This is a genomic window from Agromyces sp. P2_B3, assembly GCF_056404815.1.
The window spans coordinates 39,040-51,833 of sequence record NZ_JBFUDH010000003.1 but is presented as its reverse complement, the minus strand read 5'-3'; the positions used below and the strand labels follow the sequence as shown (position 1 = coordinate 51,833).

The 12,794-nt window shown below is 73.6% G+C and carries 14 protein-coding genes; all 14 read left to right on the top strand.

What is annotated here, in order from left to right; genetic code table 11:
- The gene (locus AC1DZA_RS05845) at positions 1 to 1,959 is read left to right on the top strand and encodes a primosomal protein N' family DNA-binding protein (RefSeq protein ID WP_476772043.1); all 1,959 of its coding nucleotides are present in this window, start codon (positions 1 to 3) and stop codon (positions 1,957 to 1,959) included.
- 71 nt (positions 1,960 to 2,030) lie between these two features.
- On the top strand, positions 2,031 to 2,957 hold the full coding sequence (gene fmt, locus AC1DZA_RS05840; protein WP_476772042.1) for a methionyl-tRNA formyltransferase: 927 nt from the start codon (positions 2,031 to 2,033) through the stop codon (positions 2,955 to 2,957).
- The gene (locus AC1DZA_RS05835; RefSeq protein WP_476772041.1) at positions 2,954 to 4,462 is read left to right on the top strand and encodes an RsmB/NOP family class I SAM-dependent RNA methyltransferase; all 1,509 of its coding nucleotides are present in this window, start codon (positions 2,954 to 2,956) and stop codon (positions 4,460 to 4,462) included. The genes fmt and AC1DZA_RS05835 overlap by 4 nt, the downstream gene beginning before the upstream one ends.
- Before the next feature lie 9 nt (positions 4,463 to 4,471).
- Complete coding sequence (rpe, locus tag AC1DZA_RS05830; protein WP_476772040.1) at positions 4,472 to 5,143, top strand: ribulose-phosphate 3-epimerase; 672 nt, start codon at positions 4,472 to 4,474, stop codon at positions 5,141 to 5,143.
- A gap of 9 nt (positions 5,144 to 5,152) precedes the next feature.
- On the top strand, positions 5,153 to 5,416 hold the full coding sequence (locus tag AC1DZA_RS05825; RefSeq protein WP_159605314.1) for a phosphoribosyl-ATP diphosphatase: 264 nt from the start codon (positions 5,153 to 5,155) through the stop codon (positions 5,414 to 5,416).
- A gap of 50 nt (positions 5,417 to 5,466) precedes the next feature.
- Entirely contained in the window at positions 5,467 to 6,306 is an 840-nt protein-coding gene (gene hisG / locus AC1DZA_RS05820; RefSeq protein WP_476772039.1) for an ATP phosphoribosyltransferase, read from the top strand.
- A gap of 7 nt (positions 6,307 to 6,313) precedes the next feature.
- A complete protein-coding gene (gene hisF / locus AC1DZA_RS05815) occupies positions 6,314 to 7,075 on the top strand; it encodes an imidazole glycerol phosphate synthase subunit HisF (RefSeq protein ID WP_476772038.1) in 762 nt (253 codons plus the stop codon).
- Entirely contained in the window at positions 7,072 to 7,515 is a 444-nt protein-coding gene (gene hisI, locus AC1DZA_RS05810; protein ID WP_476772037.1) for a phosphoribosyl-AMP cyclohydrolase, read from the top strand. The genes hisF and hisI overlap by 4 nt, the downstream gene beginning before the upstream one ends.
- A 28-nt stretch (positions 7,516 to 7,543) precedes the next feature.
- Complete coding sequence (locus AC1DZA_RS05805) at positions 7,544 to 9,064, top strand: anthranilate synthase component I (protein WP_476772036.1); 1,521 nt, start codon at positions 7,544 to 7,546, stop codon at positions 9,062 to 9,064.
- Positions 9,061 to 9,738: a Trp biosynthesis-associated membrane protein gene (locus AC1DZA_RS05800; protein ID WP_476772035.1), complete on the top strand. Its 678-nt coding sequence runs from the start codon at positions 9,061 to 9,063 to the stop codon at positions 9,736 to 9,738. Before AC1DZA_RS05805 ends, AC1DZA_RS05800 begins: the two co-directional genes overlap by 4 nt.
- 35 nt (positions 9,739 to 9,773) lie before the next feature.
- Positions 9,774 to 10,004, top strand: coding sequence for a DUF6704 family protein (locus tag AC1DZA_RS05795; protein WP_476763556.1), 231 nt, complete (start codon positions 9,774 to 9,776; stop codon positions 10,002 to 10,004).
- A gap of 3 nt (positions 10,005 to 10,007) precedes the next feature.
- Positions 10,008 to 10,778 carry an indole-3-glycerol phosphate synthase TrpC gene (gene trpC, locus AC1DZA_RS05790; protein ID WP_309978790.1) on the top strand — a complete coding sequence of 257 codons (771 nt, stop codon included), beginning with the start codon at positions 10,008 to 10,010 and terminating at the stop codon, positions 10,776 to 10,778.
- Between the two features lies 1 nt (position 10,779).
- Complete coding sequence (gene trpB / locus AC1DZA_RS05785) at positions 10,780 to 11,988, top strand: tryptophan synthase subunit beta (RefSeq protein WP_476763922.1); 1,209 nt, start codon at positions 10,780 to 10,782, stop codon at positions 11,986 to 11,988.
- On the top strand, positions 11,985 to 12,770 hold the full coding sequence (trpA, locus tag AC1DZA_RS05780) for a tryptophan synthase subunit alpha (RefSeq protein ID WP_476772034.1): 786 nt from the start codon (positions 11,985 to 11,987) through the stop codon (positions 12,768 to 12,770). Before trpB ends, trpA begins: the two co-directional genes overlap by 4 nt.
- Positions 12,771 to 12,794 lie beyond the last annotated feature (24 nt).

Here is a 12,794-nt window from a genome sequence, read left to right as displayed (position 1 = left end):
ATGGCGGGCGGCCCCGTCGCCAGGGTGCTCGTCGATTCGCCGCTGCCGCAGCTCGACCAGCTCTTCGACTACTCGGTTCCCGAACGCCTGCGTGCGTCGGCGCGTCCGGGCGTGCGGGTGCGGGTGCCGCTCCGCACCGGCGGACGCATCGCGAACGGTTGGCTCGTCGAGCTCGTGGACGAGAGCGAGTACGGCGGCACGCTGAGCGAGGTCGAGGACATCGTGTCCGAGGTCCCCTTGCTGGTGCCCGAGGTCTGGGCGCTCGCGCGTGCGGTCGCCGACCGTGCCGCGGGCAATGCGAGTGATGTGCTCCGTCTCGCCATCCCGAGCCGCTACGTGCGGGTGGAGCGATCCTGGCTGTCCGCCCCTGCTGAGCCGGGAGACCTGCCCGAGGCGCCGCCGCCCGTGCACGGCGCTGAGGCGGGTCGCGTCGAGGCCGGCATCGAGCGCGGCGAGCGGATGTCGCTCCGCGCCGATCCGCGCCCGCTCCGCCTCCCCACGGGGCAGTGGGTCGGCGCGTGGGCGGTCACGCTCGCGCAGGCCGCGGCACACACGCTGGCCGCCGACCGTTCGGCCCTGCTCGTCGTGCCCGACTACCGCGACCAGGAGCAGCTCGAACTCGTGCTCGCGGCATCCGTCGACCCTCGCCGGGTACTGCGCACCGACGCCCGCCAGTCGGGCGGGAACCGCTACCGGTCGTTCCTCGACGCCACCCGCGACGAGGCCCGCATCATCATCGGCAACCGGTCGACGGTGTACGCGCCGGCACCCCGCCTCGGACTCATCGCGCTGTGGGACGACGGTGACAGCCTCCTGAACGAGCCGCTGGCGCCCGGGGTGCACCCGCGCGACGCGGCGCTGGTGCGGCAGGAGCAGAGCGGCGCAGCGCTCCTGTTCGCGGCCCACACCCGCAGCGTCGAGGTCGAGCGACTGGTCGCCGTCGGCTGGGTGCACGACGTCGCGCCCCTGAAGCACGTGCGGCCGCGCGTCATCCCGACCGAGCAGCAGGCCGCGCCCGAGCCGGGATCGGCGCGCATCCCGTCGGTCGCCTGGCGACAGGCGCAGGAGGCCGTGCGCGAGGGACCGGTGCTCGTGCAGGTCGCCAGGCCGGGCAACGCCCCGCTGCTCGCGTGCGATCGGTGCCGCGAGCCCGCCCGATGCACGGCCTGCGGGGGAGCGCTCGGGGTGCCCCGCAGCGGTGGCCAGCCCCGATGCGTGCTCTGCGGCACGAGCGCGAGCGCGTGGCGGTGCCCGGTGTGCGACGGTACGAAGCTGCGCGCGGTCACCGTCGGGGCGAGCCGCACCGCCGACGAGCTCGGCCGGGCCTTCCCGCGCACCAGGGTGATCCTCTCCGACGGCGAGCGACCGGTGCTGCGCGTGTCCGCCGAGCCGGCGCTCGTCGTGGCGACCCGTGGCGCCGAGCCGATCGCCGAGGGCGGCTACCGTGCCGTGCTCCTCCTCGACGGCGAGCGGATGCTGCTGCGCGAGTCACTGCGCGTCGCCGAGGACTGCCTGCGCTGGTGGTCGAATGCTGCGGCGCTGGCCGCGCCCGGGGCCACCGTGCACCTCGTCGGGGTGGGTGGCGCGCTCGCCTCGGCGCTGTCGATGTGGCGGCAGCCCGAGTGGGCCGCGACCGAGCTCGAGGCGCGCCGCGCACTGCGGTTCCCACCCGCGGTCAGGGTGGCGAGCGTGACGGCGGCGCATGCATCGGTGGCCAGAGCGGCGGAGTCGGTGTCCGACCTCGACGGGGTGGACGTGCTGGGGCCGGTGCCCGCCGACGACGACGGGCTGGAGCGGGCGATCGTGCGCTTCGACTACGCGGCCGGCGCACGCGTCGCCCGGGAGCTCCGGGCGGAGATGATCCGCGTCGCCACCGAGCGGCGTCGGCCGATCGCCGGCCGCCCCGCGCGCCGCCCGCCGGTGCTCCGGGTGCGGTTCGACGATCCCGAGGTGCCCTGAGAGGCACCGGCCGCCCTGGCCGGCGTGCATCGTGGTGCGTGCAGGGCACGGCGGTTCGGCCACAATGGAGTGTGCAGAAGCTCCGCCTCGTCTTCGCAGGGACCCCCGCCGCCGCCGTTCCCTCGCTCGAACGGCTCGCCGCGGGCGAGCACGACGTGCTGGCCGTCGTCACCCGGCCTGCGGCTCCGCAGGGGCGCAAGCGCGTGATGACGCCGTCACCGGTAGCCGTCGCGGCCGAACGACTCGGGATCCCCGTCATCGAGGCCGCGCGCCTCGACGCGACGGCCACCGAGCGCCTCCGCGACCTCGAGCCCGACCTCGGCGTGATCGTGGCCTACGGCGGCCTCGTGCGCGAGCCACTGCTGTCGTCGCCGGTGCACGGCTGGATCAACCTGCACTTCTCCCGGCTCCCGGCGTGGCGTGGTGCCGCGCCCGTGCAGCATGCGCTCATCGCCGGCGACGCGGAGACCGGCGCATCCGTGTTCCAGCTCGTTCCCGAACTCGACGCCGGCGACGTCTTCGCGACGCGGTCGCGGGCGATCGGCCCCGACGACACGGCCGGGTCCCTGCTCGAGGCCCTCGCCGTCGAGGGCGCGGACCTGCTGGCCGAGGTCGTCGACGGGATCGCCGACGGCTCGGCGGCCTCGACGCCGCAGACCGGTGCGGTGTCCTTCGCACCGAAGCTCGGTATCGACGACGCGCGGCTGGACTGGGCCGCGCCGGCCTCGACGGTGCACAGCCGGTTCCGCGGTGTGACGCCCGAGCCAGGCGCGTGGACGACCGTCGACGACCAGCGGTTGAAGGTCATCGAGCTCGCGGATGCCGCGGACGACGAATCGCTCCCGCCCGGGCGACTCGCGCTCGTCGGCCGTCGCCTGCTCGTCGGCACGGCGACCCACCCGCTCGAGCTGCGCCGGGTGCAGCCGGCCGGACGCACGGCCATGGCGGCAGCCGACTGGTGGCGGGGATCAGGCCGCGCGGACGCGGTGGCGCGATGAGCGGGGGCGACGGCGGCCGCACCCAGCGCGGTGGACGCGACCACGGCGGACGCAGCGGACGGGGCGGACGCGGTGACGCCGGAGACGCAGCCGAGCGCATCTCGCCCGCGCGGCTGGTGGCGTTCGAGGTGCTCGCCGCCGTCCGTGAGGACGAGGCCTACGCCAACCTGCTGCTGCCCGCCCGCATCCGACGCGCCCGCCTCGATCGGGCGGATGCCGCGTTCGCGACCGAGCTCACCTACGGCACACTGCGCATGCAGGGCTACTACGACGAGGTGATCGCGCTGGCAGCCGGACGACCGACGACCGCGGTCGATCCCGCCGTGCTCGACGTCCTCCGGCTCGGCGTGCACCAGCTCCTGGCGACCCGGGTGCCGACGCACGCGGCGGTCTACGAGCAGGTCGCCCTCGCCCGGCGAGTCGCACCGAAGGCGGCCGGCTTCGCCAACGCGGTGCTCCGCACGGTGTCGCGCTCGTCGGCCGAGGCGTGGCGCGACCTGGTCGCCGAGGGGGCGAAGGGCGAGGACGAGCGGCTCGCGCGACTCGAGAGCCACCCGAAGTGGATCGTGCGCGCCCTGCGCAAGGCGCTCCAGCGGGAGGGGCGTGCCGACGAGCTGCCCGACCTGCTCGCCGCCGACAACGCCTCGCCCCGCGTGAACCTCGCGGTGCTGCCCGGCCTCGGCGCCGACACCGCGTCGGTCGCGGGGTTCGAGCCCGACCCGTTCTCGCCGATCGGCGCGGTCGCCGACGACCCCATCGCCGTCGCCGAGTCGTCGGCCGGTCGCATCCGCGTGCAGGACGAGGGCTCGCAGCTCGCCGCACTCGCCCTGACGCGGGCGCGACCCGTCGTCCCGGGCGAGCGCTGGCTCGACCTCTGCGCAGGCCCGGGCGGGAAGACGGCCGTGCTCGCCGCCGAGGCGCTCGGCGCAGGGGCCCTCGTGGTGGCCAACGAGATGGTCCCCGCACGCGCCGAACTCGTGCGCAAGGCCCTCGCCGGCGTGCCCGCGTCGATCGAGGTGCACGTCGGTGACGGCCGCGCGATCGACGCCGGCACCCTCGGCGCGCCGGGCGGCTTCGACCGCATCCTCCTCGACGCCCCGTGCACCGGCCTCGGCGCCCTGCGGCGTCGCCCCGAGGCGAGATGGCGCAAGGCGCCGGCGGATGTCGCCGAGCTGACCAAGCTCCAGGGCGAGCTGTTCGACGCGGCGGTGCGAGCGCTCGCCCCGGGCGGCATCCTGGCGTACGTGACCTGCTCGCCGCACACCGGCGAGACGCACGGAACCCTGACGGCGGCGCTCGAGCGCTGGCGTGGGCGTGTCGAGCAACTCGACACCCACGCCGTCGTGCAGGCGCTGTCGCGGCATCCGCTCGACCTCGCCGGCGACCCCGAGACCGTGCAGCTGTGGCCGCACCGGCACGGCACCGACGCCATGTTCATCGCGCTGGTGCAGCGTACCGACGCCGATGCCGATGACGTCGCGGAGACCGCCGAGGCCGATCGCTAGGCTGGCGGCATGACGACGCGGATCAACCCGAGCATCCTCGCTGCCGACTGGGCGAACCTCGAGCACGAGCTCGGGCGCATCTCCTCGGCCGACCTCGTGCACGTCGACATCATGGACAACCACTTCGTGCCGAACCTCACCTTCGGGCTGCAGATGGTGCAGCGCCTGCAGGAGGTCTCGCCGATCCCGCTCGACGTGCACCTCATGATCGACGACCCCGACCGGTGGGCGCCCTCGTATGCCGAGGCCGGTGCCTTCTCGGTCACGTTCCATGCGGAGGCGGCGCGCGAACCCGTGGCGCTGGCGCGCCGGCTGCGCGAGATCGGTGCCCGCGCGGGCATCGCCCTGAAGCCCGGCACGGATGCCACGCCCTACCTCGACCTGCTGCCCGAGTTCGACCAGGTGCTGGTCATGACGGTCGAGCCCGGGTTCGGCGGCCAGTCGTTCATGTCCGAGACGATGCCGAAGCTGCGGCGCGTCGCCGAGGCCGTGCGTGACTCGGGCCTCGACGTGTGGCTGCAGGTCGACGGCGGCATCACGGCCGACACGATCGGCATCGCGGCCGAGGCCGGAGCCGACACGTTCGTCGCCGGGTCGGCCGTGTTCGGCGGCGAGGTGCCGGCCGACCGCATCGCGTCGCTGCGCGACGCCGCGTCGGCGCACACGCACGCGCACCGGTAGCCTAGACGGGTGAAGACCTTCGACGACCTGTTCGTCGAGCTCAGCGACAAGGCCCGCACCCGCCCCGAGGGTTCCGGCACGGTTCGACAGCTCGACGCCGGCGTGCACGCCATCGGCAAGAAGATCGTCGAGGAGGCGGCCGAGGTCTGGATGGCCGCCGAGTACCAGAGCGACGATGAGACCGCGGAGGAGATCTCGCAGCTGCTCTACCACCTGCAGGTGCTCATGCTCGCGAAGGGGCTCGCGCCGGCCGACGTGTATCGACATCTCTGATCGCGCATGACCCCATGACCGATCAGCTCCGTCGACACGAAAGCCAAGGAATGCTCCGAATCGCCGTGCCCAACAAGGGCTCGCTCGCCGAGACCGCCGCGCAGATGCTGTGGGAGGCCGGCTACACCGGTCGCCGCGACCTGCGCGACCTCCACACCGCCGACCCCCGCAACGGGGTCGAGTTCTTCTACCTCCGTCCGCGCGACATCGCGACCTATGTGGGCTCGGGCGCCCTCGACGTCGGAATCACCGGGCGCGACCTGCTGCTCGACTCGGGCTCCGAGGCGAACGAGATCGCCCCCCTCGGCTTCGGCGACTCGACGTTCCGCTTCGCCGGTCCGGCGGGCGGCTTCGCCGAGCTCGCCGACCTCCACGGCGTGCGCGTCGCCACCAGCTACCCGGGCCTCGTCGGCGACTTCCTCGCCGGGCACGGGGTCACCGCGAAGCTCGTGAAGCTCGACGGTGCGGTCGAGTCCGCAGTGCGACTGGGCGTGGCGGATGCCGTCGCCGACGTCGTGTCGACGGGCTCGACGCTCCGCCAGGCGGGCCTCGAGATCTTCGGCCCGGTCATCCTCGAGTCCGAGGCGGTGCTGATCGGCTCGGGCGTCGAGCGCCCCGGCGCCGACACCCTCCTCCGACGCCTGCAGGGCGTGCTCGTGGCTCGCCAGTACGTGCTGCTCGACTACGACGTGCCCGTCGCGCACCTCGAGCGAGCGACCGAGGCCGCCCCGGGCTTCGAATCGCCGACCGTCTCGCCGCTCCACGATCCCGAGTGGGTCGCCGTGCGGGTCATGATCCCGCGGGTCGACATGAACCACGTCATGGACGAGCTGTACTCGCTCGGGGCTCGGGCGATCCTCGTCAGCGCCATCCACGCGGCCCGGTTGTGAGGCGCGGATGTCCCTCGCCGTCCGTGTGATCCCGTGCCTCGACGTGGCCGCCGGCCGCGTCGTGAAGGGCGTGAACTTCCAGAACCTGCGTGACGCGGGCGACCCCGTCGAGCTCGCCGCGCGCTACTCCGACCAGGGCGCCGACGAGCTGACGTTCCTCGACGTCACCGCCACGGTCGACGACCGCTCCACCACGTACGACATGGTGCAGCGCGTCGCCGAGCAGGTGTTCATCCCGCTGACGGTGGGCGGCGGCATCCGCTCGGCCGAGGACGTGGCGCGACTCCTCGGCCACGGCGCCGACAAGATCGGCGTGAACAGCGCCGCGATCGCGCGGCCCGCGCTCATCGCCGAGATCGCCGACCGGTTCGGCGCGCAGGTGTGCGTGCTCTCGCTCGACGTGAAGCGCTCGCCGCGCACCGCGTCGGGCTTCGTGGTGACCACGCACGGCGGCCGCACCGAGACCGACCTCGACGCGCTCGACTGGGCGCGCCGGGCGATCGAGCTGGGCGCGGGGGAGCTGCTCGTGAACTCCATCGACGCCGACGGCACCAAGGCGGGCTTCGACCTCGAGCTCACCGCGTTGATGCACGAGCTCGCCGGTGTGCCGGTGATCGCGTCGGGCGGCGCCGGCGCCGTCGGGGACTTCGCGCCGGCGATCGCGGCGGGGGCCGACGCGGTGCTCGCGGCATCCGTGTTCCACAATGGCGAGGTGACGATCGGCGAGGTGAAGGCCGCCCTCGCCGCCGACGGGAGGATCGTGCGATGAGCGAAGCCGGCGACGAGGAACTGGAACGCGACGAGGAGTCGTGGGCGCCGGGGGCATCCGCCGTCGACCGCGCGCTGTTCAACGCCGACGGGCTACTGCCCGCGATCATCCAGGCGGAGGGCACCGGCGAGGTGCTCATGCTCGGCTGGATGGACCGCGAGGCGATGCGCCGCACGCTCACCGAGGGCCGGGTGACGTTCTGGTCGCGGTCCCGGCAGGAGTACTGGCGCAAGGGCGACACGTCGGGCCACGTGCAGTACGTGCGCGCCGCAGCGCTCGACTGCGACGCCGACACGCTGCTCGTCACGGTGGAGCAGGTCGGTGCGGCGTGCCATACCGGCACTCGTACGTGCTTCGACGGCGACCGGCTCGAGGTCGCGGTGGGCGCAGCGCCCGCTCCCGCAGCGACCGCCGCCCCGGCGCCGCCCTCGGCCGACTGACCAACCCCCGCTGACACGAGGAGGCCGAGTGCCCGCCACCACGAGCTTCGACGAGTTCATCGCCCTGCTGCCCGGCCGCAGGGTCGTGCCCGTGTCCCGGGAGCTCTTCGCCGACGGCGAGACCCCGGTCGGCATCTACCGCAAGCTCACCGCCGGCCGCCCGGGCACCTTCCTGCTCGAGTCCGCCGAGCAGGGCGGCATCTGGTCGCGGTACTCCTTCGTGGGAGCGTCCTCGTACGGCGTGCTCACCGAGCGCGACGGGCACGTCGAATGGCAGGACTACGGCCTCTCGGCGGAGCGTGCGCTGGGCGAGGCCGCAGCACTCGCGCCCCTGGCCGCGCTCGAGGCACTGTATGAGCGCTGGCGGACCGAGGACGTGCCGGGCGCGCCGCCGCTCACCGGCGGGCTCGTCGGTTTCATCGGGTGGGAGGCGATCCGGCAGATCGAGCACCTGCCGAACCGGCCGCCGGCCGACTTCCGGATGCCCGGGCAGGCGTTCGCCTTCGTGTCCGAGCTCGTCGTGATCGACCACCGCACCGGCACCGTGCAGCTCGTGGCATCGGCCCTGAACGACGGCGACGAGTCGCCAGAGGGGCTCTGGGTGGACGCGCAGGAACGGCTCGACCGGATGCAGCGGCGGCTCGCCCGCCCGTCCGAGGCGTGGCTCGCCGAGATCGACCTCGCGACCGCCGCGGCGCCGACGCCTCGCACCGAGAAGGCCGACTTCCTCGCCGCCGTCGAGCGCTCGAAGGAGTACATCCGCGAGGGCGACATCTTCCAGGTCGTGGTCTCGCAGCGCTTCGAGCAGGTGGCCACCGCCGACCCGATCGACGTCTACCGGGTGCTTCGAAGCCTGAACCCGAGCCCGTACATGTACGTCCTGCACCTCGACGACCCGGCCGGCGAGCCGTACTGGATCGTCGGCTCCTCGCCGGAGGCGCTCGTGAAGGTGGAGGACGGCCGCGTCTTCACCCACCCGATCGCGGGCTCGAAGCCGCGCGGTGCGACGCCCGAGCAGGATGCCGACCTCGAGGCCGAGCTCATCGCCGACCCGAAGGAGCAGGCCGAGCACCTCATGCTCGTCGACCTCGCCCGCAACGACCTCGCGAAGGTCTGCACGGCCGGATCGGTGGAGGTGACCGAGTTCATGCGCGTGGAGCGGTTCAGCCACATCATGCACCTCGTGTCGTCGGTCGAGGGCGATCTCGCGCCGGGGGCGAACGCCGTCGACGTGTTCCGGGCGACCTTCCCCGCCGGCACGCTCTCGGGTGCGCCGAAGCCGCGGGCCCTCGAGATCATCGACGAGCTCGAACCCGCGCAGCGCGGGCTCTACGGCGGCGTCGTCGGCTACTTCGGCTTCGGCGGCGACGCCGACCTCGCGATCGCCATCCGCACCGCCACCATCTCGGGCGGCATCGCCCGGGTGCAGGCGGGTGGCGGGCTCGTCGCCGACTCCGTGCCCGAGTCGGAGTTCCAGGAGTCGCAGAACAAGGCGGCGGCGCCGCTGCGCGCGGTCGCGGTGGCGAACGCCATGCGGAGGGTCGAGTGAGCGCCTCGCGCATGAAGCTGCCCATCATCGTGGCCACGATCGTCGGCGCGGGCCTCGCCCTGCTCTCGTGGAGCCAGACCTGGTTCGAACTGCGACTCGCGGATGCCGCGGCGCAGGGCTCCGACGACGCGATCGCCGTTCCCGGCAGCGTCGCGTCGCCGGCCCTCGCCGCACTCGGCCTGGCCGGACTCGCACTCGTCGCGGCCCTCGCGATCGCCGGTCCCGGCATCCGCATCATCCTGGGCGTGCTCGAGGTGGTGCTCGGGGGCTGCGTGCTGCTCGCCGCCGGCGTGTCGCTCGGCGGCCCCGTGGCCGCGGTGGCGCCGGCGGTGACGGATGCCACGGGCGTGTCGGGTTCCGGCCCGACGGCCGAGCTCGTGGCCGGCGTGACGGCCACCGCCTGGCCGGCCATCGCCATCGCCGGGGGAGTGCTGCTCGTGCTCGCCGGCGTCGCCGTCCTCGTCACCGGGACGCGCTGGCCCTCGTCGTCGCGCCGATACAGGTCGGCCCGGCTCGAGGACGCCGACGAGCCGGTCGAGGCGGACGGCGGCGCGCGAGCAGCATCCGACCAGGCCATCGACGACTGGGACGACCTCAGCCGCGGCGACGATCCCACCGGCGACCCCACCGAGCCCGCCGGCGACCCCACCGAGCCCACCGGACCGAACCGCTAGACTGGCCCCCGAAACCCCAGCAACGAAGGAGCAACATGAGCACCGAGCACGCAGATCCCGGCCACGGACACTCGCCCGCGGCATGGACCTCCGTCATCATCATGCTCATCGCCGTCACCATCGGCACGGTCGCGTTCTTCCTCGACCTGCCGTGGCTCGTCTGGGCGTCGGCAGCCCTCCTCGTCGTCGGTGCCATCGTGGGCTGGGTCCTGTCCCGTGCCGGCTACGGCGTCGGCGGGGCGAAGGTCGTCGAGAAGGCGCACTGACGCGTGCTGTCCGAACTGACCGCGAACGCGGTCGCAGATTCGCTTGCACGCCGTGAGACGCGCGGCTTCGCCGAGGTGGAGCGCGCGGCGCTCGCCCGCCCTGCCGCGCTCGACGCCCTCGAGGCGCTGAAGCCCGCCGAGCGGGTCAAGGTCATCGCCGAGATCAAGCGGTCGAGCCCCTCGCGCGGTGCGCTGGCGACCATCGCGGACCCGGCGGCCCTGGCTCGCAGCTACGAGCTCGGCGGTGCGAGCGCGATCAGCGTGCTCACCGAGGGCCGCAGGTTCGGCGGCTCGCTCGCCGACCTCGAAGACGTCCGCGCCGCCGTCGCGCTGCCCGTGCTCCGCAAGGACTTCATCGCGACGCCGTACCAGGTGCTCGAGGCCCGCGCGGCGGGCGCCGACCTGGTGCTGCTCATCGTGGCAGCCCTCGACGACGCGACGCTGCGCGAGCTCTTCGACCTCATCGTCGAGCTCGGCATGACGCCGCTGGTCGAGACGCACTCGGCCGACGAGCTCGACCGGGCGGCGGCGCTCGGCGCGCGCCTCATCGGCGTGAACGCCCGCGACCTCACGTCGTTCGAGCTCGATCGCGACCTGTTCGGCCGCCTCGCAGACCGCTTCCCCGCCGACGCCGTGCGCGTCGCCGAGTCGGCGGTGCTGTCGGCGGCGGATGTCGCGCACTACCGCGCGGCGGGTGCCGACGTGGTGCTCGTCGGCGAGGCGCTCGTCACGGGCGACCCCATTGCCAACCTCCGAGCCTTCCTGGCGGTGTGACATGGCGCTCAGAGCGCAGACCGGTCCGTACTTCGGCGACTTCGGCGGGCGGTTCGTGCCCGAATCCCTGATCGCCGCCCTCGACGAGCTCGGCGAGGCCTACGACCTCGCGAAGCTCGATCCCGCCTTCGGCGCCGAGCTCGCAGAGCTCGGCCGCAGCTACACCGGGCGACCGTCGATCATCACCGAGGTGCCCCGCTTCGCCGCGCACGCCGGTGGCGCCCGCGTCATCCTGAAGCGCGAAGACCTCAACCACACGGGGTCGCACAAGATCAACAACGTGCTGGGCCAGGCGCTGCTCACCAAGCGCATCGGCAAGTCGCGGGTCATCGCCGAGACGGGGGCCGGGCAGCACGGCGTCGCCACGGCCACCGCGGCGGCGCTGTTCGGCCTCGAGTGCACGATCTACATGGGCGAGGTCGACACCGAGCGGCAGGCGCTGAACGTCGCGCGCATGCGCCTCCTCGGCGCAGAGGTCGTGGCCGTCACCGCGGGCTCCCGCACGCTGAAGGACGCCATCAACGAGGCGATGCGCGACTGGGTCACGAACGTGGCGAGCACCAACTACATCTTCGGCACGGTCGCCGGGCCGCACCCGTTCCCCGAGATGGTCCGCGACTTCCAGAAGATCATCGGCGAGGAGGCGCGGCAGCAGGTCCTCGACCTCACCGGTGCGCTGCCCACCGCGGTCACCGCGTGCGTGGGCGGCGGCTCGAACGCCATCGGCATCTTCCACGCGTTCCTCGACGACGTCGAGGTCGGACTCTACGGGTTCGAGGCGGGCGGCGAGGGCGTCGACACCGAGCGCCACGCGGCCACGATCACCAAGGGCCGGCCCGGCGTGCTGCACGGTGCGCGCAGCTACCTCCTGCAGGACGACGACGGGCAGACCATCGAGTCGCACTCCATCTCCGCCGGCCTCGACTACCCCGGCGTCGGCCCCGAGCACTCCTGGCTCTCCGCGATCGGCCGGGCGCAGTACCGGCCGGTGACGGATGCCGCCGCCATGGAGGCGCTGCGCCTGCTGACCCGCACCGAGGGCATCATCCCGGCGATCGAGTCGGCGCACGCCCTCGCGGGCACGCTGGAGCTCGGTCGCGAGCTCGGCCCCGACGCCACGATCCTGGTGAACCTCTCGGGTCGCGGCGACAAGGACATGGACACCGCAGCGAAGTACTTCGAGCTGTACGACGAGGAGCACCCCAAGTGAGAACCGCCGGGCCCGTCATCCGCCGGCGCAACGAGGAGGCCGGCGGCGCGCTCATCGGCTACCTCCCGGTCGGGTTCCCGACACTCGACGAGAGCGTCGAGGCGGCCGTGGCGCTCGTGGAGAACGGCGTCGACGTGCTCGAGCTCGGCCTGCCCTACTCCGACCCGGTCATGGACGGCCCGGTCATCCAGGCCGCGACGCAGCAGGCGCTCGGCAACGGGTTCCGGCTCGCGCACGGGTTCGAGGCGGTGCGCCGCATCACCGAGCGCACGGATGCCCCGGTGCTGATCATGACCTACTGGAACCCCGTCGTGCAGTACGGCGTCGACCGCTTCGCGGACGACCTCGCCGCGGCCGGGGGAGCGGGCCTCATCACCCCCGACCTCATCCCCGACGAGGCGGCCGACTGGATCGCCGCCTCCGATCGCACCGGGCTCGACCGGGTGTTCCTCGCGGCGCCCACCTCCACCGACACGCGCATCCGCCAGGCGGTCGAGGCCAGCCGGGGGTTCGTCTACGCGGTCTCGACCATGGGCATCACGGGTGCCCGCACCGACGTCGACCAGGCGGCGCGCGCGCTCGTCTCCCGGCTCGCGGATGCCGGCGCGCCGGCGAGCTGCGTGGGCCTCGGCATCTCCACGGCCGCCCAGGTGGCCGAGGTGCTCGAGTACGCCGACGGCGCGATCGTCGGCTCGGCGCTCGTGAAGGCCCTCGCCGAGGGCGGGGTCGCCGGGGCCGGCGAGCTGGCCGCAGCCCTCGCGCGCGGCACGCGCTCGGAGTGAAGTACGCTGACTGGGGCCTGACGG

What these genes read in the sequence shown, in the direction of transcription:
- AC1DZA_RS05845 (WP_476772043.1), top strand. Translation starts at nt 1, where the DNA reads ATGGCGGGCGGCCCCGTCGCCAGGGTGCTCGTCGATTCGCCGCTGCCG.
- AC1DZA_RS05835 (WP_476772041.1), top strand. Translation starts at nt 2,954, where the DNA reads ATGAGCGGGGGCGACGGCGGCCGCACCCAGCGCGGTGGACGCGACCAC.
- rpe (WP_476772040.1), top strand. Translation starts at nt 4,472, where the DNA reads ATGACGACGCGGATCAACCCGAGCATCCTCGCTGCCGACTGGGCGAAC.
- hisG (WP_476772039.1), top strand. Translation starts at nt 5,467, where the DNA reads ATGCTCCGAATCGCCGTGCCCAACAAGGGCTCGCTCGCCGAGACCGCC.
- hisF (WP_476772038.1), top strand. Translation starts at nt 6,314, where the DNA reads ATGTCCCTCGCCGTCCGTGTGATCCCGTGCCTCGACGTGGCCGCCGGC.
- hisI (WP_476772037.1), top strand. Translation starts at nt 7,072, where the DNA reads ATGAGCGAAGCCGGCGACGAGGAACTGGAACGCGACGAGGAGTCGTGG.
- AC1DZA_RS05795 (WP_476763556.1), top strand. Translation starts at nt 9,774, where the DNA reads ATGAGCACCGAGCACGCAGATCCCGGCCACGGACACTCGCCCGCGGCA.
- trpB (WP_476763922.1), top strand. Translation starts at nt 10,780, where the DNA reads ATGGCGCTCAGAGCGCAGACCGGTCCGTACTTCGGCGACTTCGGCGGG.